At 67.4% G+C, this 20,937-nt stretch carries 20 protein-coding genes and 1 pseudogene; 13 read left to right on the top strand and 8 right to left on the bottom strand.

Annotated features, from left to right (window positions below; genetic code table 11):
• Positions 1-112 precede the first annotated feature (112 nt).
• Positions 113-859: an SDR family oxidoreductase gene (locus tag RCP80_RS25150; protein ID WP_308480281.1), complete on the bottom strand. Its 747-nt coding sequence runs from the start codon at positions 857-859 to the stop codon at positions 113-115.
• A gap of 114 nt (positions 860-973) precedes the next feature.
• On the opposite strand from RCP80_RS25150, the gene RCP80_RS25145 reads away from it, so the two are divergent.
• Complete coding sequence (locus tag RCP80_RS25145; protein WP_308480280.1) at positions 974-1,519, top strand: TetR/AcrR family transcriptional regulator; 546 nt, start codon at positions 974-976, stop codon at positions 1,517-1,519.
• An 11-nt stretch (positions 1,520-1,530) separates the two neighbouring features.
• Here the strand turns inward: RCP80_RS25145 and arr are convergent, their stop codons facing one another.
• From arr to RCP80_RS25130, 3 genes and pseudogenes are all read right to left on the bottom strand, one after another.
• Entirely contained in the window at positions 1,531-1,959 is a 429-nt protein-coding gene (arr, locus tag RCP80_RS25140; protein ID WP_308480279.1) for an NAD(+)--rifampin ADP-ribosyltransferase, read from the bottom strand.
• Between the two features lie 118 nt (positions 1,960-2,077).
• Positions 2,078-2,857, bottom strand: coding sequence for a 5'/3'-nucleotidase SurE (gene surE, locus RCP80_RS25135; protein ID WP_308480278.1), 780 nt, complete (start codon positions 2,855-2,857; stop codon positions 2,078-2,080).
• Between the two features lie 31 nt (positions 2,858-2,888).
• Positions 2,889-3,242 (bottom strand): annotated as a pseudogene (locus tag RCP80_RS25130) (PfkB family carbohydrate kinase); the annotation flags it as partial.
• 38 nt (positions 3,243-3,280) lie between these two features.
• Between RCP80_RS25130 and RCP80_RS25125 the strand changes: the two are divergent.
• Together RCP80_RS25125 and RCP80_RS25120 are read left to right on the top strand one after the other, a co-directional pair.
• Positions 3,281-3,436: a hypothetical protein gene (locus RCP80_RS25125; protein ID WP_308480277.1), complete on the top strand. Its 156-nt coding sequence runs from the start codon at positions 3,281-3,283 to the stop codon at positions 3,434-3,436.
• A 63-nt stretch (positions 3,437-3,499) separates the two neighbouring features.
• Entirely contained in the window at positions 3,500-3,712 is a 213-nt protein-coding gene (locus RCP80_RS25120) for a hypothetical protein (protein ID WP_308480276.1), read from the top strand.
• 210 nt (positions 3,713-3,922) lie between these two features.
• Here RCP80_RS25120 and RCP80_RS25115 read toward each other — a convergent pair whose 3' ends face one another.
• Positions 3,923-4,177, bottom strand: a complete 255-nt coding sequence (locus tag RCP80_RS25115) for a hypothetical protein (protein ID WP_308480275.1) — start codon at positions 4,175-4,177, stop codon at positions 3,923-3,925.
• Positions 4,178-4,578: 401 nt separating this feature from the next.
• Here RCP80_RS25115 and RCP80_RS25110 point away from each other — a divergent pair, with 401 nt between their 5' ends.
• The 8 genes from RCP80_RS25110 (at position 4,579) to RCP80_RS25075 (ending at position 16,960) form a co-directional block, all read left to right on the top strand.
• A complete protein-coding gene (locus tag RCP80_RS25110; protein WP_308480274.1) occupies positions 4,579-5,859 on the top strand; it encodes a cation:proton antiporter in 1,281 nt (426 codons plus the stop codon).
• Positions 5,846-7,609, top strand: a complete 1,764-nt coding sequence (locus RCP80_RS25105) for an NAD(P)/FAD-dependent oxidoreductase (RefSeq protein ID WP_308480273.1) — start codon at positions 5,846-5,848, stop codon at positions 7,607-7,609. The genes RCP80_RS25110 and RCP80_RS25105 overlap by 14 nt, the downstream gene beginning before the upstream one ends.
• 158 nt (positions 7,610-7,767) lie before the next feature.
• Positions 7,768-13,257 (top strand): type I polyketide synthase, encoded by a 5,490-nt coding sequence (locus tag RCP80_RS25100; RefSeq protein ID WP_308480272.1) that lies wholly within the window; start codon positions 7,768-7,770, stop codon positions 13,255-13,257.
• Entirely contained in the window at positions 13,254-14,132 is an 879-nt protein-coding gene (locus RCP80_RS25095) for an ABC transporter ATP-binding protein (RefSeq protein WP_308480271.1), read from the top strand. The genes RCP80_RS25100 and RCP80_RS25095 overlap by 4 nt, the downstream gene beginning before the upstream one ends.
• Complete coding sequence (locus tag RCP80_RS25090; protein ID WP_308480270.1) at positions 14,132-14,959, top strand: ABC transporter permease; 828 nt, start codon at positions 14,132-14,134, stop codon at positions 14,957-14,959. Before RCP80_RS25095 ends, RCP80_RS25090 begins: the two co-directional genes overlap by 1 nt.
• A gap of 83 nt (positions 14,960-15,042) precedes the next feature.
• Positions 15,043-15,291, top strand: a complete 249-nt coding sequence (locus RCP80_RS25085) for an AbrB/MazE/SpoVT family DNA-binding domain-containing protein (protein ID WP_308480269.1) — start codon at positions 15,043-15,045, stop codon at positions 15,289-15,291.
• Positions 15,288-15,701, top strand: a complete 414-nt coding sequence (locus RCP80_RS25080; protein ID WP_373693409.1) for a type II toxin-antitoxin system VapC family toxin — start codon at positions 15,288-15,290, stop codon at positions 15,699-15,701. The genes RCP80_RS25085 and RCP80_RS25080 overlap by 4 nt, the downstream gene beginning before the upstream one ends.
• A gap of 158 nt (positions 15,702-15,859) precedes the next feature.
• Complete coding sequence (locus RCP80_RS25075) at positions 15,860-16,960, top strand: glutamate--cysteine ligase (protein WP_308480267.1); 1,101 nt, start codon at positions 15,860-15,862, stop codon at positions 16,958-16,960.
• A 32-nt stretch (positions 16,961-16,992) separates the two neighbouring features.
• On the opposite strand, the gene RCP80_RS25070 is transcribed toward RCP80_RS25075, so the two are convergent.
• Genes RCP80_RS25070 through RCP80_RS25060 form a run of 3 tightly spaced genes read right to left on the bottom strand, consistent with a single transcriptional unit; the run spans position 16,993 to position 18,139 of the window.
• Positions 16,993-17,634 carry a hemerythrin domain-containing protein gene (locus RCP80_RS25070; RefSeq protein WP_308480266.1) on the bottom strand — a complete coding sequence of 214 codons (642 nt, stop codon included), beginning with the start codon at positions 17,632-17,634 and terminating at the stop codon, positions 16,993-16,995.
• A gap of 32 nt (positions 17,635-17,666) precedes the next feature.
• Positions 17,667-17,906, bottom strand: a complete 240-nt coding sequence (locus RCP80_RS25065) for a DUF6480 family protein (protein WP_308480265.1) — start codon at positions 17,904-17,906, stop codon at positions 17,667-17,669.
• Positions 17,903-18,139 carry a hypothetical protein gene (locus RCP80_RS25060; RefSeq protein WP_308483050.1) on the bottom strand — a complete coding sequence of 79 codons (237 nt, stop codon included), beginning with the start codon at positions 18,137-18,139 and terminating at the stop codon, positions 17,903-17,905. The genes RCP80_RS25065 and RCP80_RS25060 overlap by 4 nt, the downstream gene beginning before the upstream one ends.
• 157 nt (positions 18,140-18,296) lie before the next feature.
• Here RCP80_RS25060 and RCP80_RS25055 point away from each other — a divergent pair, with 157 nt between their 5' ends.
• Positions 18,297-19,529 carry an aromatic ring-hydroxylating oxygenase subunit alpha gene (locus tag RCP80_RS25055; RefSeq protein ID WP_308480264.1) on the top strand — a complete coding sequence of 411 codons (1,233 nt, stop codon included), beginning with the start codon at positions 18,297-18,299 and terminating at the stop codon, positions 19,527-19,529.
• A gap of 65 nt (positions 19,530-19,594) precedes the next feature.
• Positions 19,595-20,650: an NADP-dependent oxidoreductase gene (locus RCP80_RS25050; RefSeq protein WP_308480263.1), complete on the top strand. Its 1,056-nt coding sequence runs from the start codon at positions 19,595-19,597 to the stop codon at positions 20,648-20,650.
• The last annotated feature ends 287 nt before the right edge of the window (positions 20,651-20,937 follow it).

Here is a 20,937-nt window from a genome sequence, read left to right as displayed (position 1 = left end):
TTCGCCGTCGGGCCTGTTCTGGGCCTCGGCGACCTGTGGATGGATGGCATCCCGGTGGTGCGCGGCGCGACGCACTGCGCGCGGACACCCGGGGGACGCGAACCCGGGACCGTCAGACGGTGAAGCCGCCGTCGACGTTCAGGTTCGCGCCGGTGACGTAGCCGGACTCCGGGCCGGCCAGGAAGCTCACCAGGGCGGCGACGTCGCCGGTCTGTCCGTAGCGGCCTTGCGTGGTGACCTGCTTGAGGCTTGCGGCGAAGTCGCTGCCGTCGGGATTCGCGTCGGTGTCGATGGGCCCGGGTTGCACGTTGTTGACGGTGATGCCGCGGGTGCCGAGATCGCGGGCCAGCCCACGAGTGAACGAGGACACCGCGCCCTTGGTCATGCCGTACACCGCCAGCCCGGGCCCCGGGATGCGGTCGGCGTTGATGCTGCCGATGTTGATGATCCGTGCGCCTTCGCCGAGATGCTTGATCGCGGTGCGGGTGGTCCAGTACGGCCCACCGATGTTGATGGCCACCAGGCGGTCGAACTCCTCGGCCGGGAAGTCGTCGATCGGCGCGAGGTGTGCGACGGCCGCGTTGTTCACCACGATGTCCAGGCCACCGAGGTCGACGACGGCCTGCTCGACCGCGGCCGCGTTCTGGGCCGGATCCGCGGCGTCGGCCTGAATGGCCACCACGGTGGCGCCGCCGGCGGTCAGTTCGGCGACGAGTTTCTCGGCGTGGGTCCCCGAGGCCGAGTAGGTGAACGCGACCGCGGCGCCGTCTGCGCTCAGTCGACGGACGATCTCCGCGCCGATGCCGCGCGAACCGCCGGTGACCAGTGCTCGCCGTCCTTGCAGGGGTGTGGTGCTCATGTCGAAGGTCTCCTCGCAGTTACGAACCGATGTGTTACTTAGTACGCTCTGGTCAAGACCGATCACGCGGCAGAGCATTCCCAGTGTGACCGGGATCACAGGAAGGGATGCGCGATGGCGGTGGGTCGGCCCCGGGAGTTCGACCCCGAGCAGGTCGAAGACGCGGCGATGAGGCTGTTCTGGGAGCGCGGCTTCGACGCGGTGTCGATCTCCGACGTGACCGCCGCGACCGGGGTGAATCGGCGCAGCATCTACGCCGAGTTCGAGTCCAAGGAGAAGCTGTTCGCTCGGGCCCTGCGGCGCTACCTCGCCGGACCGAGTGCCTATCTGGACGACGCCCTGACCCGGCCGACGGCGCGCGATGTCGCGGAGGCGATGGTGCACGGCGCGGCCGACACGGTCAGCGGCGACATCCACGGTTGCCTGACCGTCGGTGCGGCCCCCGGCCTGGCCGAGCTTCGCGAGACGACGGTGCAGCGACTCGCCGAACGGTTCGACACTGCGGCGGCCGACGGCGAGTTGTCGGGCGTGGACACCCTGTTGTTGGCCCGCTGGATCGCCGTCGTGTGCCAGGGAATCGCCGTGCAGGCCCGCAGCGGGGCGAGCCGGACAGACCTGCACGCCGTCGCCGACCTGGCGTTGACGGGTTGGCCGCAATAGGGCCACGGTTGTCAGTCGTAGATGACGGCGAGCCCCTTGCGCCGCAAGTCGTCCAACCCTTCGCGGAACGCCTGCAAGTACTCCGGTGAGTGCCCCACCCAATCGGTGATCTCCCCAACGATCTGCACCGGCTCCCGGCTGCGGTACGAGTGCGTCGGATTCCCCGGAAATTTCTTGTCCGTGACATTCGGGTCGTCCTCGACGGACCCTTGCGGCTCAACGATGTACACGTGCCCCCGCCCCGGCCCGAGCGCCATCTCGGCCGCCAGCACCGCACCGGCCAACACCTTGGTCATGTAGACGTGGTTGGAGATGCGACCGGCCTCGTAGTTCGACGGTCGGCCGGGCACCAAGAAGTCACCCACCTTGAGGTCGACTTTCGTGCCGTGCAGATACGCGCCCGACTCGTGTATCAGAAAATGTTCCGGCGTAGCCGTCATGACAAAACCCCCATGCGTTATCAGTGGCCCGGCGATTGTGCACGAGGTTCGGGGGCTTGCCGCAAGCCCCCACCTCGCCTTTATAGTGGGGACGGGAAGACGCCTCACGGGCGAACAGTTACGAATGGTGTAGCGAGCCCAGCCACTGCTGCACGAGGTCGCCGTCATCGGCATCGACGGACCGCAGCGCTGTCAGCGTGGGGTGCCCGGCGATCAGCAGCGCGCTGTCGGTGCCCGGCTCTGGCTCTTCGGAGACTTCGAACTCGCCCAGATGCAGGTCGCCGTCGCGGATCTCGTCGACGCGCGCCTGCACCACCCCGCCGCTGGCCAGCCGTGCGTGGCGTAGCGGGCCAAGCTCGGCCGCAGGCCGATCGGGGACGTTGAGGGACAGGACCGTGTGCTCGGGCGCCTCGAGCAGCAGCTCCAACACCGGCGCCACCAGACCGGCGGCGGTGTCCCAGTGCCGCTCGCCCGAGGGGTGCAGTGCCACATCCAGGGACACCGCCAGCGCTCGAGCGCCGTGGATCTTCGCGGTGAGCGCGGCCCCCACCGTGCCCGAATACAGCACGGCCCGACCGACATTCGCGCCGTGGTTGATGCCGGACAGGACGAGGTCCGGGGGCGGATCGAACCAGCCGTTGAGCGCGGCGGCGACGATGTGTCCGGGCTGAGCGTGCACGGCCCATGCGTCGACGCCGCCGAGTCCGGGCAGCTCCCGGCGCTCGACGACGGTGCGGCCGTCCCGGCGGACCGCGCTCAGCGCCGCGCTCGCACCGCTGGCCTGCTCTACGGGGGCCGCCACGATCACCTCCAACCCCGCGTCTCGAGCCGCTTCGGCCAGCGCATGTAGGCCTGGCGAGTCGATCCCGTCGTCGTTGGTGATCAGTGCGCGACGCACGTGTCGTCCTCCTTCGCCTTATCCGTCCGCTCTACTTCCAGGGGCGCAGTTCGACCCGCTCGGCGAGCGTTTCCACGGCCTGCGCACCGCCGGTGCCCAGCCCGTGCCGCACGACATTGAGCGCCCCGCAGGCGGCCCCGATCTGCAGCGCGGCGCGCAGCGAACGACCTCGCGCCAGGGCGGCGACCATGCCCGCCGTCATGGAGTCCCCGGCCCCGGCCGGGTCCGCGGGTTCCAATTTCGGCATCTCGATCTCGATGACGTCGTCATCGGAGTGCGCGTCGTGGAGCAGCGCCAGCGCCGGGGCGGCGCCCGAGCGGGAGACGACGATCGTGCCGGCGCCCTCGTCCCGCAGGCCACGCATGGCCGCGACCAGGTCGTCGACCTTGTCGGATTTGCTCGACCGTCGTCCAGCAGTTCCTCATGGCTCACCTTGATCAGGTCGGGTTTGCCGGCCAGCACCGCTTCGAGCCGCTCACCGGACAGGTCGGCCGCCACCTTGCAGCCGTTGGCCCCGAGGTCGGTGGCGAGGCGACGGTAGAGGTCGGCGGGCAGCACGTCATCCTCCTGGGGTCCTGACAGCAGCACCCTGCCGTGCGTCAGGCCCTCGGTCAGGGTGAGCTCGTAGAGCGAATCGAGCTCGTGGCGGTCCAGCGAACTGCCGCGACTTTCGGCGACGACCTCGCGGCTGCCCGTGCGCCGGTCGTGCACGTACGCGCCATTGCGCGAGCTGATTGGAACAATCCGCGCGGTCACGTCCTGGACGGGCAGCAGGTGGTCGAGAACCTCGCCGGTCTCGCCGCCGAGGGCCGCGCACAGCACTACCGGCACCCCGAGCGAGGACACCATGCGTGACTGCCACACCCCCTGCCCCCCCGGCGTGGACATGGATGTCTGCCACGCCGGAGCGGTCCTCGACCGTCACGGTCAGGACGGGCAGCGGCGCGAAGATGACCACGACGTCGGGACGCTGATCAGCCGCCCTGTTGGGGGTGTTCTCTCGGCGGTGGGTCTTGGTCATGGGTGAGGGGGTACCCACTTGACGCGGTCGCGGCGGCTATCGCATCAGGAGTTTGAATCCGGGGTCGGGCTTTGCGTCGACTCCCACTTGGACTCCAGTGAACGCTTGACGGGCGTGCCGGCGGCCATTTCGAGCTGGCAAGTCTCGCCGTCGTCGCCTTCGAGGGTGATCAGGAAACCCGATTCCGCCGTTTCCTTGTGGACCACCTTGAAGGCCTGTTCCCCGACGCCACGGTCAAAGGTGATGAGGTCGCCGGGAGCTGCGTCGTCGATACGGGCGGTCGTGGGGGATTCAGACATCCCCGCAGGGTAACCAAATGCGGGCCGCCTTAATCCTTTCGAGAAGATGTTTTCGCGCGGCGATGTAATCCCTTGGCCCGTTGCGAAAGTCGGGTGCACTGCTCCCGAGGTTGTGACGAGTCCGTGACATGTTGCGGGCGGTGGCGATGCCGAGGTCCGGCCGTAGTGCCCAGTGCTGAGGTGCCGACCTAACACGTTGGCGGACAGTAAATTCCGGACATTCCACCGTCTTTCCGGCGCGTCGCGGAGACCGGTTGGAGCGCTTCGGCGGGGGCAGGACGAACCCTTTCCCGCGATCGGCGCGATCCGACCGGAGTTACATTGGCGAAGTGCCGCCACCCGCGCCCTCGTTCTTACCACCACTGCCGCAGACCGGCACGCCGAACAGGCGGTGCTGAGCCATGCCCACCGAGACCGCCATCCATTTCTTCCTGCAACTGACCGTCATCCTGGCCGCGTGCCGATTCGCCGGATTGGCGGCGCAGCGTATCGGGCAACCGCAGGTCGTCGGCGAGATGATCGCGGGCGTCGCGCTCGGCCCGTCGCTGCTGGGCCGGGTCGCGCCCGATCTGCAACAGGCCCTGTTTCCGTCCGGGGTGAGCAACGTCGTGCTCTACACCACGGCGCAGATCGGCCTGGTGCTCTACATGTTCGTCGTCGGTCTCAACTTCGACATCAACCACGTCAAGCAGCGAGCCGGTACCGCCGCGGCGGTGTCGATGACCGGAACCTTTGCCCCGCTTGCGCTGGGTGCGCTCGCCGCCATTCCGCTGCTGTCGGCCGGCGGGTTCTTCGGCACCGGAGTCAGTCTCGGTATGGCGATGATGTTCCTGGGCGCTTCGGTCGCGATCACCGCTTTCCCCATGTTGGCCCGGATCATCTTCGAAAAGGGGCTCGCCGGAACCCCGTTGGGGACCCTTGCGCTGGCCTGCGGGGCGACTTCGGATGCGATCTCGTGGTGCGTGCTGGCGACCGTGCTGGCCGTCCATCGGAACAGTCCCGAGATGGCGGTGGTCGCGATCGTCGGCGGCCTGCTCTACACGGTCGCGGTGCTGACGTTCGGACGTCGGGCCTTCGTGCGGCTCGGCGCGGTCTCGGAGGAACGGCAGAGCATCCCGACCCCGGTGCTCAGCACCGTGCTGATCCTGCTGGTGGCGTGCTCGTGGGTCACCGACACGATCGGCATCTACGCGATCTTCGGCGCCTTCATCCTCGGGGTCGCGATGCCGTCCGGCTTCTTCGCGCGGCGTCTCACCGAGAAGCTGGAACCGCTCACCACGACATTGCTGTTGCCGCTGTTCTTCGTCTACTCGGGCCTGAACACCGAGATCGGTTTGGTCAACACGCCGGCCTTGTGGGCGGTGACCCTGGGTCTGCTGGTCGTCGCGGTCGCGGGGAAGGGGATCGCGTGCGCGGTGGCCGCGCGCGTGAGCGGGGTTTCGGCCCGCGAGTCGGTGGCGCTGGGTTCGCTGATGAACGCCCGCGGGCTGATCGAGCTCATCCTGCTCAACATCGGCTTGGAGGCGGGCATCATCACCCCCACGCTGTTCACCATTTTGGTGTTGGTCGCCATCATCACGACGCTGATGGCCTCGCCCATATTCGAGGCCGTGTACGGCCGTCACCGCACCGAAGAGCCCTCGGTGCCGGCTGAAGAAGGGTATCCGTATGAACGTGCCTGACCAGGTCGCGAAGCTGGACGCGACCGCCCGAGCGGCCCTGGTCCGCCGGATCAGAAGCCAGTTGGTCGAATCCCCGGCTCCCGCAGTGGATCACGACGTGATCATCGTGGGTGGCGGCATCGCGGCACTGACGCTCGCGTTGGAGATCCGCAGTGCGCGCGCCCAAACCCGGATTCTGCTCATCGAACCGAACGTGCACCCGGTCCCGGAGGTCACCCACACCGTCGGCGAGTCGACGGTGGAGGTGTCGGCGCACTACCTCCGGGACCGCCTCGGCCTGGGCCAACACCTGGGCGAGGCGCACATCCGCAAGATGGGTCTTCGGATGTTCTTCTCCCAGAACGGGAACACCGATATCGCCGCCCGAATGGAGGTGGGTAGTTCCTCGTTCGTCCCGCAGGTCACCTACCAGATCGACCGCGGCAGGTTGGAGAACGAACTCTATCGGCGCTGCGTGGCCGCAGGCATCGACACCGCTCGTGGCCGGGTCCGCGCCGTGGACTTCGGCGCGGACCGACACGTTGTCTCCGTCCAGGGCGACGACGCGAATGCGTCGATCACCGCGCGGTGGGTCGTGGACGCGTCGGGCCGGAATCGGGTGCTGCCGCGGCAGCTGGAACTCAAGCGCGCGAACCAGCACCATTGCAACGCCGTCTGGTTTCGGGTCGCGACCGAGATCGACGTCGGCCAGTGGAGCCAGGACCCGGCGTGGCAGGGCCGGCTCGTCGAGGGGGACCGCGCCCTGTCCACCAATCACCTGATGGGTGAGGGTTATTGGGTCTGGCTCATCCGGTTGGGCTCGGGCGCGACCAGCGTGGGCATCGTGGCCGACCCCGCATTCCATGCGTTCGGTGACTTCAACACGCTGGACAAGGCCAAGGGGTGGCTGCGCGAGCATGAGCCGCAGTGCGCTGCTGTCCTCGCCGAACACGACCACGAGATCCGCGACTTCCGCGTCATGAAGAACTACAGCCACGGCGCGGCGAAGGTCTTCGACGGTGCGCACCGTTGGTGCGTGACCGGCGACGCCGGAATCTTCCTCGACCCGCTGTATTCCTCGGGGCTGGACCTCGTGGCCATCGGCAACGGTCTGATCACCGACATGGTGGTGCGCGAACTCGACGGCGAGGATGTCGCGGCGCGGGCCCAGATCAGCGATTCGCTCTTCCGCTCGTTGACCGAGATGTGGCTGGCGGTCTACCAGGACCAATACTCGCTGATGGGTACGCCGGCGGTGATGGCGGCGAAGATCATCTGGGATGTCGCCTTCTACTGGGGATTCATCGGTCTGCTCTACATCAACGACCGATTCGTGGGCGTCACCGACGATCCCGGATTCGTGCCGCACCTCGACGGTCTCATCGCCCTGAGCAACCGGATGCAGCGCTTCTTCCGGGAGTGGGCTGCGGTCGCGGAGAAGTCGGCCGCGGTGCCGTTCGTCGACTTGTACGCGCCGTTGAACTTCATGGCCACGCTGCACACCGCGATGATGGGCCCCAGCCAGGACTTCACCGCGCAGTTCGAGACCAACGCCCGCCTGCTGCGCCACGTGGCGGGCCAACTTGTCGAGGCCGTGCTCGAGGAGAAGGTCCACCGGTTCGACGACGACGCCATGGTGCGGCAGGTCCAGGCGTGGCAGCGTGACCCGCTGCTGCGCGAACTGCGCCGAATCCACCGCGCGGAATCGGCCGCCAACCCCCTCAGCAGGAGTTGGATCGTCGCCACCGTGCCCGCGCTGGCACCGAGCTGACCTCGCCGCCCACGCTGCGCGGATCAGCGGCCCAAGTGGGTACCCATCCAGCTTGGCCGCGGTGACGAACTACTCACAAGCCGTGCCATAGGACGAGGAGTGCCCATGCCTGTCAGCGACCCCGTGCCCGCCGACCGTTCGTCAACGGTGGGTCGAGCATGACCGCGCGCCCCAGCCCGGAACCATTGGCGATCGTCGGAATCGGCTGCCGATTCCCCGGCGGCGCGGGCTCCGCAGCGCAGTTCTGGCGTCTGCTGTGCGACGAGGTCGATGCGACGTGCGATGTGCCGGAGACCCGGTGGCATGCCGCGCGCTACCACGATCCCAACCCGACGAAGCTCGGCAAGATCGTCACCCGCCGGGGCGGGTTCCTCGACGAGATCGACCAATTCGATCCGCAGTTCTTCGGGATATCGCCGCGCGAGGCGCATTCCCTGGATCCGCAGCAACGACTGTTACTGCAGGTCACCTGGGAGGCGCTGGAAGACGGTGGGATCCCCCCGGACGGCTTGGCGGGCAGCGAGATCGGCGTGTTCGTCGGCGGTTTCACCCTGGACTATCAACTCCTGCAGAACCAGGGCCGCACCAGCCGCTACCGGTTCAAGCCGCATTCGGCGACCGGCATGATGATGACGATGCTGGCGAACCGCCTCTCGCACGCCTTCGACTTCCGCGGCCCCAGCATGACGGTCGACACCGCGTGCTCCAGTTCGCTCGTCGCGCTGCATCTGGCGGCGCAGAGCATCTGGAACGGCGAATGCGACCTGGCATTGGCTGGCGGCGTCAACATCATGATCGGACCCAACACCGCCATCGCGGAATCGACCAGCGGATTCCTCAGCCCGGAGGGGCGTTCCAAGGCGTTCGACGATTCCGCTGACGGCTACGCGCGTGGCGAGGGCGGTGCTGTTGTCGTCCTCAAACCGCTGCAGCAGGCGCTGCGCGACGGCGACGAGATCTACGCTCAGGTCCTTGGCACGGCGGTGTCCCAGGACGGCCGCACCGACGGCATCACCGTGCCCCGCGAAGAGGCTCAGGAAGCCGCGATCCGGGCCGCGCTCGGCAGAGCCGATGTCCACCCCGACGAGGTGGGCTACGTCGAGGCGCACGGCACCGGCACACCGGTCGGCGACCCGATCGAGATGCGCGCCCTGGCGAACGCGTTGACCGCCGAGCGGCCGGCGACGCAGCCGCTGGTGATCGGATCGGTCAAGACCAACATCGGCCACCTCGAGGCCGGCGCCGGGGTCGCCGGACTGATCAAGGCGGCCCTGGTGCTCAAGCACGGCTTCATCCCGGCCAACCTCCACCTGCGCACCCCCACCAGGCACGTCTCGCTGCCGGACCTCAAGCTCGAGGTTCCCGCTGCGGGCCGACCTTTCCCCGACTGCGTCCGCCGCGTGGCCGGCGTCAACTCGTTCGGGTTCGGCGGCACCAATGCCCACGTGGTGCTCGCCGAACCGCCCGCACCGGCGGCCGCAGTCGCTCCCGACGCCCACGGGGGCGGTCCGCACACCGTGCTGCCGATCTCGGCGCGCAGCGAAGAGGCCCTGGCCGCGACGGCGGGTCGGCTGGCCGAACACCTGGCGACGCCCGGGGATATCACCCTGGCGGACCTGGCCTACACACTCGGGCGGCGCCGCGCCCACCTGGGCTACCGCCAGACCTTCACCGTCGAGAGCATCGCCGAGGCGCGCGACCAGCTCCAGGCCATCTCGGCCGGTGGACAACTCTCGGTGGAGCGCGCCGCCTCCGCACCCAAGCTGGCATTCGTCTGCACCGGGATGGGACCGCAGTGGTGGCGGATGTGCCGCGGACTCCTCGACGTCTACCCCGTTTTCACTGCGAGCATCCAGCGCTGCGACCGCGAGCTGTCCCGCTACGCCGACTGGTCCCTGCTCGATGAGCTGCGCGCCGACGAAAACCGTTCCCGGATGGCGGAAACCGAGATCGCGCAGCCCGCCAACTTCGCGGTGCAGGTCGCGTTGGCGGAGCAACTGGCGCACTTCGGCATCACCCCGGACGTGGTCGTCGGCCACAGCGCCGGCGAGGTGGCCGCGCACCACCTCTCGGGTCTGTTGACCTTCGAACAGGCCGTTGCGGTGATCTATCACCGCAGTCGCCTGCAGCAGCGCACCAGCGGGCAGGGCCGGATGCTCGCGGTCGGGCTCGACGCCGAGACACTCATGCAGTCGCTCGACGCGCCGACATTGGCGGAGTTCGGGCACCGGGTGTCGGTGGCCGCCATCAACAGCCCCACGGCGGTCACCGTCGCCGGCGACCACCGCGTCCTCGACAGCATCGCGCGTCAACTCGACGAGGCGGCGGTGTTCCACCGTTATCTGGCGGTCGCGGTGCCGTATCACACCCACTACATGGACGCGGTGAAGAACGAACTGCTCGTCGCCCTCGACGGCCTGTCCTCGAAGGCTGCGACGCTGCCGATCTACTCGACGGTCACCGGGGAGCTGTTGGATCGCTACGACGACGGCGCCGCCTACTGGTGGCAAAACACCCGCGCCACCGTGTTGTTCGAACCGGCGCTGCGCCGGATGCTCGACGACGGGTGCACCCACTTCGTCGAGCTGGGACCACATCCGGTGCTGGCCGCGGCCATCGCCGAAACCGCAGGAACACAGAAGGTTTCGGTGACCGCGACGCAGCGACGCGACCAGGACGACAGCCGGGTGCTGCTCAACTGCGTGGGCGCCCTGCACTGCCAGGGCCGCGACGTCGCGTGGGAGAACCTGAACCCCGGCGACGGTGCGCGCCTGCTCAAGCTGCCGTCCTACCCGTGGCAGACCAAGCGGTTCTGGAACGAGACCTATGAAGCCGAGGAGGCGCTGTACTACAAGCCGGTGCACCCCCTGCTGGGGCAGCCGGTGCGTGCGGTGCATCCGACCTGGGAGGTCGAACTCAGCGCGACCACCCACCCGTTCCTCGCCGAACATCGGATCCAGGGCAGCGTGGTCGTGCCCGGGGCGGTGTACGTCGAGATGGCATCGGCCGCCGGCAGGCAGACATACGGCGCCGAGCACAGCGTCGACAACCTGGTGTTGCGCCGCGCGGTCATTCTCGATGACACCTGCGACCCGGTGTTGCGGACCACCCTCAACCAGGACGACGGCACCCTCGAATTCGCGGCGTTCACGGCGACCGCCGACGGCGAGCTGAAGTGGACGATCACCGCGACCGCAGAACTCAACACCCGTCCGGCGGCACCGCCCGGTCATGGCGCGTTACCCGCCGCAGGGCCGGCCACGGCCGTCGACGCCGAGGAGTTCTACCGTCGCACCGAGGCTCTCGGATTCGATTACGGCCGCGCCTTTCGATCGGTGTCGAGCGTCACCGCCGGCCACGACTGGGCAGCCGCCGAAATCGTCGTCCCGCCAACGATCGCCGGTGAACTCGCCGACTACCGCTTCCATCCCGCGCTCATCGACGGCGCCTTCCAAACGCTGTTCGGCGCACCATTTTCCGGGCAAGAGGACAGCGACGGGCCGTTCCTGCCGACGCGTATCCGGCACTGCGCCCTCTACGGCCCTGCGGACGAACGCATGACGGTGCAGGTCAGGGTGCAATTGGCGACGAGAGAGGCCGTCGAGTGTGACATCACGATCACCGACCGTGAGGGCACCCTGACCGCGGTTTTCGACGGCTTCACGGTGCAATCGGTGAGTGCATCGTCGCGGATGTCGCATGATCACATCGACAAGGGCCTGTACGACATCCAGTGGGTCGAAAAGCCTGACGTGGCAACCACCAGTGCTCCTGATGACGAGGCATCGGAGCCGGCATCGTGGCTGATCCTCGCCGACGAATCGGGTGTCGGCGCTCGACTCGCGGAGCAGATCCGCGGTCGTGGTCACCGTGTGCACACCGTCGCGCACTCCTCCGCCGGTGCGCACACCGTCATCGACTGGGGCGCGTTGATCACCGCGCACCTCGACGGGGCGGGTGCCGGCATCATCGATTGCTGGCCTTTGGACATGTCGGCGGACTCGCACGATGTCGACGAGTTGGGCGCGTTCACCATCCTGCGTCTGGTCAAGGCACTCGCGGAGCACCGCAGCGCCAAGCCCCGTCTCTTCGTGGTCACCGCCAACGCACAGCCGGCCCCCGGCGCCGAACTGACCGGCGTTGACCAGGCCGCGCTCTGGGGTCTCGGGCGCGTCATCGGCCACCAGGAGTTCGCCGAGCACTGGGGCGGTCTCATCGATATCGACGCCGCGGATTCGCACGCGTTCTCGGCCGCGCGGATCTGCGACTACGTGTGCGGCGGCGACCCTGAAGACCAGATCGCGATCCGTGGCGCCATGACCTTCGTCCCGCGCCTGCGGCCCTGCCGCGACCTGACAAAGCCCTTCCCCGCCAAACTCGCCCCCGATGCGACCTACCTGGTCACCGGCGGAGCGGGGGCACTCGGCCGCGTCGTGGCCACGTTCCTCGCCGAACGCGGCGCACGACACATCACGCTCGTGGGCCGCACGGCTCTCCCGCCGAGGGAGCAGTGGGCGACACTGGCCGAAGACGACCCGCACTTCGACACCATCACCGCGATCCGCGCGATCGAGCGGCATGGCGCCCACATCAGCAGCGCCAGTATCGATGTCACCGATGCCGACCAGATGAGGACGTGGCTCACGGACCACATCCGCGGCGGCGGCCGCCCGGTCCGCGGGATCATCCACGCCGCCGGGGTGGTGAATGACCAGCTCCTGGTCAACATGGCGGAAGCCGACTACGCGACCGTGGTGGCCCCGAAGATCGCCGGCGCCCGCGTGCTGCACGACACGTTCAACCAGCACGCCCTCGACTTCTTCGTTCTGTTCGGCTCGGCGGGATCCACCATTGCGGCTCCGGGACAAGGGAATTACGCGGCCGCCAACGCGTTCCTCGATGCCTTCGCGCAGCACCGACAGGCACAGGGGCTGCCCGCACTCACCATCGGCTGGGGACCGTGGTCGGTGGGAATGGTCGAAGAACTCAAGCTGGAGAAGATCTATGCGCAGCGGGGCATCGAGCTCATCACCCCGGCGGTGGGCGCGCGGATCCTCGAGCGCGTCATCAACCAGCAGGTGCCCGCCGTGGTGGCGATCACCGCCGACTGGAACCGAGCCCGGCATGCCGGGCTCGGCGGCCGGTTGCCGATGATGTTCTCGGAGCTCGAAACTACCCGGGGAGCAGGCGATCCCACCGATTCGGGGACGTCGATCCTCGACGTGCTGGCCGCGACCCCCGAGGCCGACCGGCCGAGCATGGTCGCCGAGCACGTACAACGCGTCGTCGCCGCGGTCTTCGAGTGCGCGCCCAGCGACATCGAACCCGAGGCCATGCTGGATGAGATCGGCCTGGATTCCATGATGGCCATGGACTTCCGGGTGCGGATCAACACGATGTTCTCGATCGACCTGCCCGTGCTCGAGATCCTGCGCGGGGTCAGCGTGAACTCGTTGTCCGCCCGCATCGTGGCCGAACTCCACTCGATCCACGGCACGGCGACCGCGGCGGACGCAACGCCCGTAGCCGTCACCGAGGATCCCGTCGAAGTGCTGATGAAGGACCTGTCCGAAGCCGAATTGCGGGAACTGCTGGCCCAGCTGGAGGCGGAGGCAACCGAGCCGGAGCTGGGCGGGTCGCAGTCGTGACGCGCTCCGAGGTCCGCCCGGCGGCGGATGCCACGAAACGCGTTTCCGCGGTGCATGTTCGGGGCCTGTCGAAGACCTACGGCGGGACCGACGCGGTGCGCGGTCTGGACCTCGATGTCGGCTACGGCGAGATCTTCGCGATCCTGGGCCCCAACGGGGCCGGCAAGTCGACGACCATAGAAATCCTGGAGGGCAATCGGAAACGGGACTCCGGGCGGGTACAGGTCCTCGGCGTTGACCCGGCAGCCGCCGGCCGGGACTGGCGCGCTCGAATCGGGATTGTCCTGCAGGAGGTCAGCGATGCGGGGATGCTCACCGTGCGCGAAACGGTGCAGATGTTCAGCAGCTGCTACGGCACCGCACGGGAACCGGCGGAAGTGCTCGAACTCGTCGGTCTCGCCGCGGTGTCCGGTTCGCGGGTGCGGGCGCTGTCGGGTGGCCAGCGCCGCCGACTCGACGTCGCTCTCGGCATCGTCGGCAAGCCGGAACTGCTGTTCCTGGACGAACCCACCACCGGTTTCGACCCCGAGGCCCGGCGCCAATTCTGGGACCTGATTCGATTGCTGGCCGCCGATGGCACGACGATCCTGCTGACCACGCATTACCTGGAGGAGGCAGCGGCGTTGGCGCACCGGGTGGCGGTCATCGCCGCGGGCAAGCTGGTCGCGGTGGACTCGCCGGCGAGGCTGACCGCGCATGTCGACACCGCTGCCACCGTCCGGTGGACCGACCGAGACGGAGTCCACGTCGAGCGGACGGAATATCCGACCGAACTCATCAGGCAGCGGAGCAACGCCGGCGAAGAGTTGGCCCAGCTGACCGTGACCCGACCCACGCTCGAAGACGCCTACCTGCAGTTGATCGGACTGGCGTGATGTCGACCGGACTCGCGAACACCACCGCGGCGGGGGTCCCGTCGGCGGTGCGGATCGGATTCTCGCGCGTCGTGCCCGAATTGAAGATGTTCTACCGCCGGCCCGAGCAGGTGGTCCTGACGTTCTCGATGCCGGCGGTGATCTGTCTGCTGCTGGGCTCGATCTTCTCGACCAGGCTGCCCGGCAGCGCAGTCACCACGGGTTCGGTGATCGCGGCGAGCATGCTCGCCTACGGCATCCTGTCGACATCGTTCGTCAACCTGGGCATCAGCATCGCCGCCGACCGGGACACCGGGGCGCTGCGGCGACTACGCGGCACCCCGACGACCGCGACGTCGTATTTCATCGGCAAGATCATGTTGGTCGCCATAGTCAGCTTGGCCGAGGCGGTCATCCTGTTGGCCGTCGGCGTGCTCGTCTTCGGGCTGCGCTTGCCCACAGACCTTTTCGGCTGGTTCACGCTGACCTGGGTCTTCTTGCTCGGTGTCATCAGTTGCTCGCTGCTGGGTGTGCTCATCAGCAACTTCGCGAGCAACGCGGTCTCGGCGGCGGCCCTGACCAACGGCCCGGCCGTGGGCTTGCAGTTCGTGTCGGGAACCTACGTTCCGCTCATGGTGTTGCCGGCCTGGATGTTGGTCGTCGGGTCGCTGTTTCCGGTGAAGTGGATGGCGCAGGGATTCCGGTCGGTGTTGCTGCCGCCGGAGTTGGTGGCCATCGAGCCGGCCGGCAGTTGGGAGCATTGGCGGATCTTCCTGGTGTTGACGGCGTGGAGCATCGGTGGGCTGATCGGTTGCCTGGCGGTCTTCCGGTGGTCGGACGGTGATTGAGGTTCTTGAGGTCGTGCCACGGAGGGGTCGGAGGTGCGCGCTACGTCCGCACCATCTTGCCAATTCGATGGTAATGTCATGCCATGTACGTGACAATTGATCGGGTGGGGCGGGTGGTCATCCCAAAGGCGCTGCGTGTCGCGTTGGGCATCACGCCGGATACCCCGCTTGAACTGATTCCGGATGGATCCGGCCTGCGGATCGAACCGGTTCGGCCGCGGCAACGCTCGATCGACAACGCCGCCGACGGATTGCCGCTTCTCGGCGACGTCGAGGGTGCCGTGCTGACGGATGACGACGTGCGCCGACTTCGCGACGACACCCAACGGTGAGTGACCGTTGGGCGTGCGACACCAGCGTTGCCGTCGCCGCTCTCGACCCCTCCCACGAAGCTCACCGGGCGTGCCGGCGCGCCCTGGTTGACCTTCGTCCGGTGCTCGCCGGGCATGCCGCGTTTGAGACGTATTCGGTACTGACTCGCCTGCCGCTGCCGTTGCGACTGAGTGCCGATCAAGCGGCCACGGTGTTGGCCGCGGCTTTCCCCGGAGACTGCTGGCTCGACGCGGCCGGAACCCGCGTTCTTCGTGAACGCCTTGCCGGACTCGGCATCGTCGGCGGCTCGGTCTACGACGCCCTCGTGGGTCAAGCTGCCGTCGACAACCACCACACTCTGCTCACCCGTGATCGGCGCGCTGAGCGCACGTATCGCTCACTGGGCGTGGAGTATCGAGTCGTGGACTGAGAGCGACTCGCGAGGGTCGGTTCCATTGGATACCGCGGCACAAGTCGTCCCGGAGCTGCCTTGGCGTGCGGAGCCTCCGGCCCCTGTGTCCGATGCCATGTTTCCGCGCCACGGTAAGCGGGCAATTGAGCAGGACCATCAGCGCGTCGGAAGAGATCATGGCCAGTCATCCCACGATCGGCGTGGAGGAGGAGTTCCTTCTCGTCGATCCGTCCACGGGTGAGCCAGTCGCCCGAAACACCCGGGTCGCCGAACTCGCCGCCGCCAAGGGCGTCGAGCTGCAACTCGAGCTCACCAGTTGCCAAGTGGAGACCGCCACCGAGGTGGCAGCCACCCTCGATGACCTGCGCGCACAGCTGCTGCGGCTGCGGGGCGTCACCCGGGACGCGGCCGCCGCCGCGGGCGCGCAGCTGCTGGCGGTCGGGCTGCCGCCGACGGTGCCGCACCATTTTCCGATCACCGACTCGCCGCGCTATCGGCAGATCGGGGAGCGGTTCGGCATGATCGCGCACGAGCAGGGGATCTGCGGCTCCCATGTGCACGTGGCGGTTCCCAACCGGGAAGCGGCGATCCGCGTGAGTAACCGGCTGCGGCCGTGGCTGCCGCTGCTGCTGGCACTGACGGCCAACTCCGCGATCTACCGCAATGCCGACAGCGGTTACGCCAGTTGGCGGCAGGTGTTGTGGTCGCGGTGGCCCAGCGCCGGACCCCCACCGCACTTCGACTCGGTCGACGACTACGACGCCACGGTTCAGCAGCTGCAGAACGTCGGCGCCATGCTCGACGACGGCATGGTCTATTGGGACGTCCGCCCGTCGGAGAACTTTCCGACCGTGGAGGTGCGCGTCGCTGACGTGCCCGCCACCGCCGCAGAAACGGTGCTACTCGCCGCCCTGACCCGTGCAGCGGTCATGACGGCGCTGGACGACGAAGCGCGCGGCGTCGGCGTTCCTCGTCTTCGGCAGCATGAATTGGCTGCGGCGCAATGGAAGTCGGCCAGAGACGGGCTCGACGGCCTGGCGGTCGACCCCTTCGGGGACCGCGGACTCGCGCCGGCCATCGAGCTGTTGCGGGAGTTGGTCGAGCGTCTCGCGCCGGCACTGCGAGCCGTGGGTGACTTCGAGTTCGTCGACGCTGAACTCGGCCGCGTCTTCGCCGACGGCAACGGCGCCATGCGTCAACGCGCCGCCTGGGCGCGCCGCGGTGCCGTGTCGGACGTGATTGAGGTGGCCGCTGCGGCGACGGCCGAAGGGTGTTGAGCTGTAACCGGGACAACCGCGGGTGCTGGCAGTCAGGCGTTGCGGCCCGAGAGCGCATCCCGCACGCGGTCGACCAAACCGGCGCCCGGGCCGAGGATCCTGTTGGCGGGCGGCCGGTCCGGAGCCAGCGGATGCGGCCGCGTGGGCGCGAGATTCTTGGCCCTCTGGAAGGTCTCGCTGAGCTCCTGCAACCGCTCGCGCGGGCAAGCATCCCGCAGCTGAGGCAGTAGCTTGCTCTCCTCGTCCTCAATATGGTGGCGAATATCGGCGATGAATTCTTCGACCAGCTCACCGTACTTCGGATCATTGGTATCGGTCTTCTCGATCTCCTTCATCACCTCCTCGGCTTCGGAGTGTTCGGCGATTTCGTGCTCGACCAATTCGTCGCCGTTGGGCAGCACCTCGCGGGCCACGGGGTAGATGTATTGCTCTTCGGCTATGGCGTGGCGGACGATTTCGGCGATCACGTGCTCGACCACCTCGGACCTGGTTCGCGGGTCGCCGGATTTGATCTGGGCGAAGAGTTGTTCGAATTCGCGGTGATCATCGATGATGTCGTCGATGATGTTGCCAGGCTGCTGATCGGTCATGCTTCCTCCTTTTCGCTGTAGCTTTCGTTTTCGCTTACCCACGGCGCCCGGTGCCAAACCGGCGCCGGGGCGGGTTCCGGCCATGCTCAAACCCCTGGTCAGCCGGAGCTGACCGGTCACCCCACCATGTTCAGGATTAACCCCACGGCGGTCCCGGCGAAGACGAGGACGAAGATCGCCACGGCAATCAGGGTGACGATCTGCGTGGGCGTGTAACGGTGGCGCGGCCGCGGTGCCGGCTCTGCGAGGCCTGATGTCTGAGCCGACTCCGGTGGTGTGCCGCCGGCGGCGACACCACCTCCGAGTTCGAGGTCCGGGGTGTTCGCGGGATCAGGGTCCGGCGGGGAAGCGGTCATCGGGGGAGCTTTCTGTGCAAGCGTATTGGTTGGGTCGGGGCGTGCCTCAACGCCGTCTGTAGCGCAGAACGGCGGCGACGCCCGACCCCTTGTGCTTCGAGCTCGTCACGGATCGCCCGCCAACGCAGTTCCAGTTGCGCCGCCGCGCCCTCGGTGTCATGGGAGCTGTCGAAGTGGACCGACACGAACGGACCGTCGCGGTCCAGCAGCGTGCGGAAGCGGTTGGGTTGCATGAAGACCTCCTGTGCTCGCATGCCTTGTTGGGTGCCCGCCCACGTACGCGCTAAACGCGACGTCGATGCGTTGGGGCCGGACTCAATGCCCCACGCGAGCCTCGTCGTCAATACCGCTATTGACGAATGTTGCCGGGTGGCGGTAGCGTCGCTGCGCATGACGATCGAGTCCACAATGAGTACCGGTGATTTGGCGACTGAGACGCGGCGGGCGTTGACCCTGCGGCACATCGAGCACATTCGCGCGGGCACCACAGACGCCCACCCCGACGGGGTGCGGGTGATACCTGCCAGCGAGTACACGGATCCGGAGTTGGCCGCGGCCGAGCGGGCATTGATGCACACTGTCCCGCTGGTGGCGGCAACCTCCAGTGAGTTGGCGGGGCCACGGTCCTACCGCACTGAGATGTTGTTCGATGTGCCGGTGATGCTGGTGCGCCAGGACGACGGGTCGGTCAAGGCGTTCTTGAACTCGTGCTCACATCGCGGGGCGCGTTTGCTCGAGGGTTCGGGCGAAATCGGTAAGCGAATCAGCTGTTCGTATCACGCATGGACCTACTCGCTCAGCGGCGAACTGAAGTCGGTGACGCAGCCTGCCAAGTTCGGCAAAGTCGAGCTCTGTGACAACGGGTTGGTGGAGTTGCCGTGCGCCGAGCGCTATGGACTGATCTTCGTGATGCTCGATGCGCAGGGTGAGATGGACATCGATGCATACCTCGGGGACTTCGGCCCCCAGTTGGCGCTGTGCAATCTGGACACATTCACTGTCGCCGACGAGCGGACGCTGCCCCACGATGTGAACTGGAAGCTCGCAATGTGCGGGTACCTGGAGAGCTACCACGTCAAGGTGGTGCACGCCAAGACGTTAGCGGCCGCCTTCATCGGCAACGTGTCCACCCACGATGCCTTCGGGCCGGACGGACGTCACTTCCGGACCACGTGGTCGATGAACGAGGTCGTCGACATGGCCGAGGCCGACGATGTGGAGGCGGTGCTGGACGGATTGCAGTATGCGCCCTACAACACGGTGCTGTATTTGTGGCCGAACACCTTCATCACTGCGCCGGATTTCATCGGCATTCGATTCATCAACCGCCTGTTCCCCGGACACCAGCCGCATGAGCAGATCACCCACTATCGGACGATGATCCCGGCACACATGACCGACGACGAGCGCGCGACGGTGGAGCCCTTCCAGCAACTCACTCGGACGGCTGTGGAGGAAGAAGATTACGCGCAGGTGCCCGGGATCAACCGGGCGATCCGCAGCGGCCTCCGCGACAGCTTGCTGGTGGGTGAGAACGAGCCCTCGGTCACCGAGGCACACCGGGTGATGGCACGGGCGCTGGGGCGTCCCAACCCGGACCGGCCCGTCGCACCAGGCAAATAACGCACTCGAACCAGCACCGGCCGACGTCGCATCGTCGGCCGGCTCGGAACACACCCAAAACGGAGATGACAGTGAACAAACAAGTCCGGTTGGCAAAACGCCCGGTGGGCCGTGCCGACGACTCAACCTGGCAGATCACCACCGAACCGATTCCCGAGCCCGGTGAGGGCGAATTCGCTGTCCGCGTGGAATACGTGTCGCTGGACCCGGCCATGCGTGGCTGGATCGGCGAGGTCCCGACGTATGTGCCGCCGGTGGAGATCGGCGCCGTGATGCGCGCCCATGCCGTCGGCCGCGTCTATGCCTCCCGTCATCCGGAATACGAAGTGGGCCAGACGGTCTCCGGAATGTTCGGGGTGTGCGAGTACGCCGTCTCCGACGGTCGCGAGGACGTCATGCATATCGACGAGTCGCTGGCACCGGCGCCGGCCTGGCTCGGCGCCCTCGGCTTCCCAGGGCTGACCGCCTACTTCGGACTGCTCGATGTCGGCCGGATGAAACCCGGTGAGACCGTGCTGATCTCGGGTGCGGCCGGCGCGGTCGGCAGCATTGCAGGACAAATTGCCAAGGTGTCCGGCTGCCGAGTCATCGGCGTCGCCGGGGGCCCGCAGAAGTGCGCCTGGCTCACCGACGAACTCGGGTATGACGTCGCCATCGATTACAAGGCCGGCTCGATCGGAAAGGCGCTCAGAGCGGCTGCGCCCAAGGGCATAGACGTCTACTTCGACAATGTCGGTGGTGACGTCCTGGATTCGGCGCTGGGCCACCTGCGTCGTGGTGCCAGGGTGGCGCTGTGTGGCGGGATTTCCTCGTACAACGCCACCGACCCGCAGCCGGGACCGACCCGCTACATGCAATTGCTGATGAAGCGGGCATCGCTGACCGGTTTCATCGTCTTCGACTTCGCGAGGCGCTATCCCGAAGCGTATGCCGCACTGGGGCACTGGATTCGCCGCGGTGACGTGGTCACTCACGAGCAAGTGGAGACCGGTGGTATCGAGGCGTATGGGCGCACCATGAACATGCTGTTCGATGGTGCCAACACCGGCAAGCTGGTTCTGCAGGTAGGGGAGGGGCTGGCGAACAGCACTGCCGCAGCGAGTCTGGCCGGAGCCGGCTAGCCTTCCGGCGCCGTCCCTCTGAGGCTGATCTCCCGCGGTCAACTTGTTTGCCGGGAGCGCCATAACGCAGTCAGTCGTGGTTTCTCCGTACCCGACGCACCAGTGCCCGGTTGCCCCGCCGAATCACAAGTCGCTGGGGCGGCTGGATGTCGGGCAACGCTGCACTCCGCGAATACCTGAATTCCCCGGCCGGCCAAGGTATTGAGCGTATGCCGACAGGGCCGCGTGGCTGAACGCGACGGTGTGCGCTGGCCGGTGGGACAGGAAACACCAGCGCATCCCGTGAT

The organism is Mycolicibacterium sp. MU0053, from assembly GCF_963378095.1.
In the GTDB taxonomy this organism is placed as follows: Bacteria; Actinomycetota; Actinomycetes; order Mycobacteriales; family Mycobacteriaceae; genus Mycobacterium; species Mycobacterium burgundiense.
The sequence above is the reverse complement of the archived record's forward strand: the minus strand, read 5'-3'. Positions and strand labels throughout refer to the sequence as shown.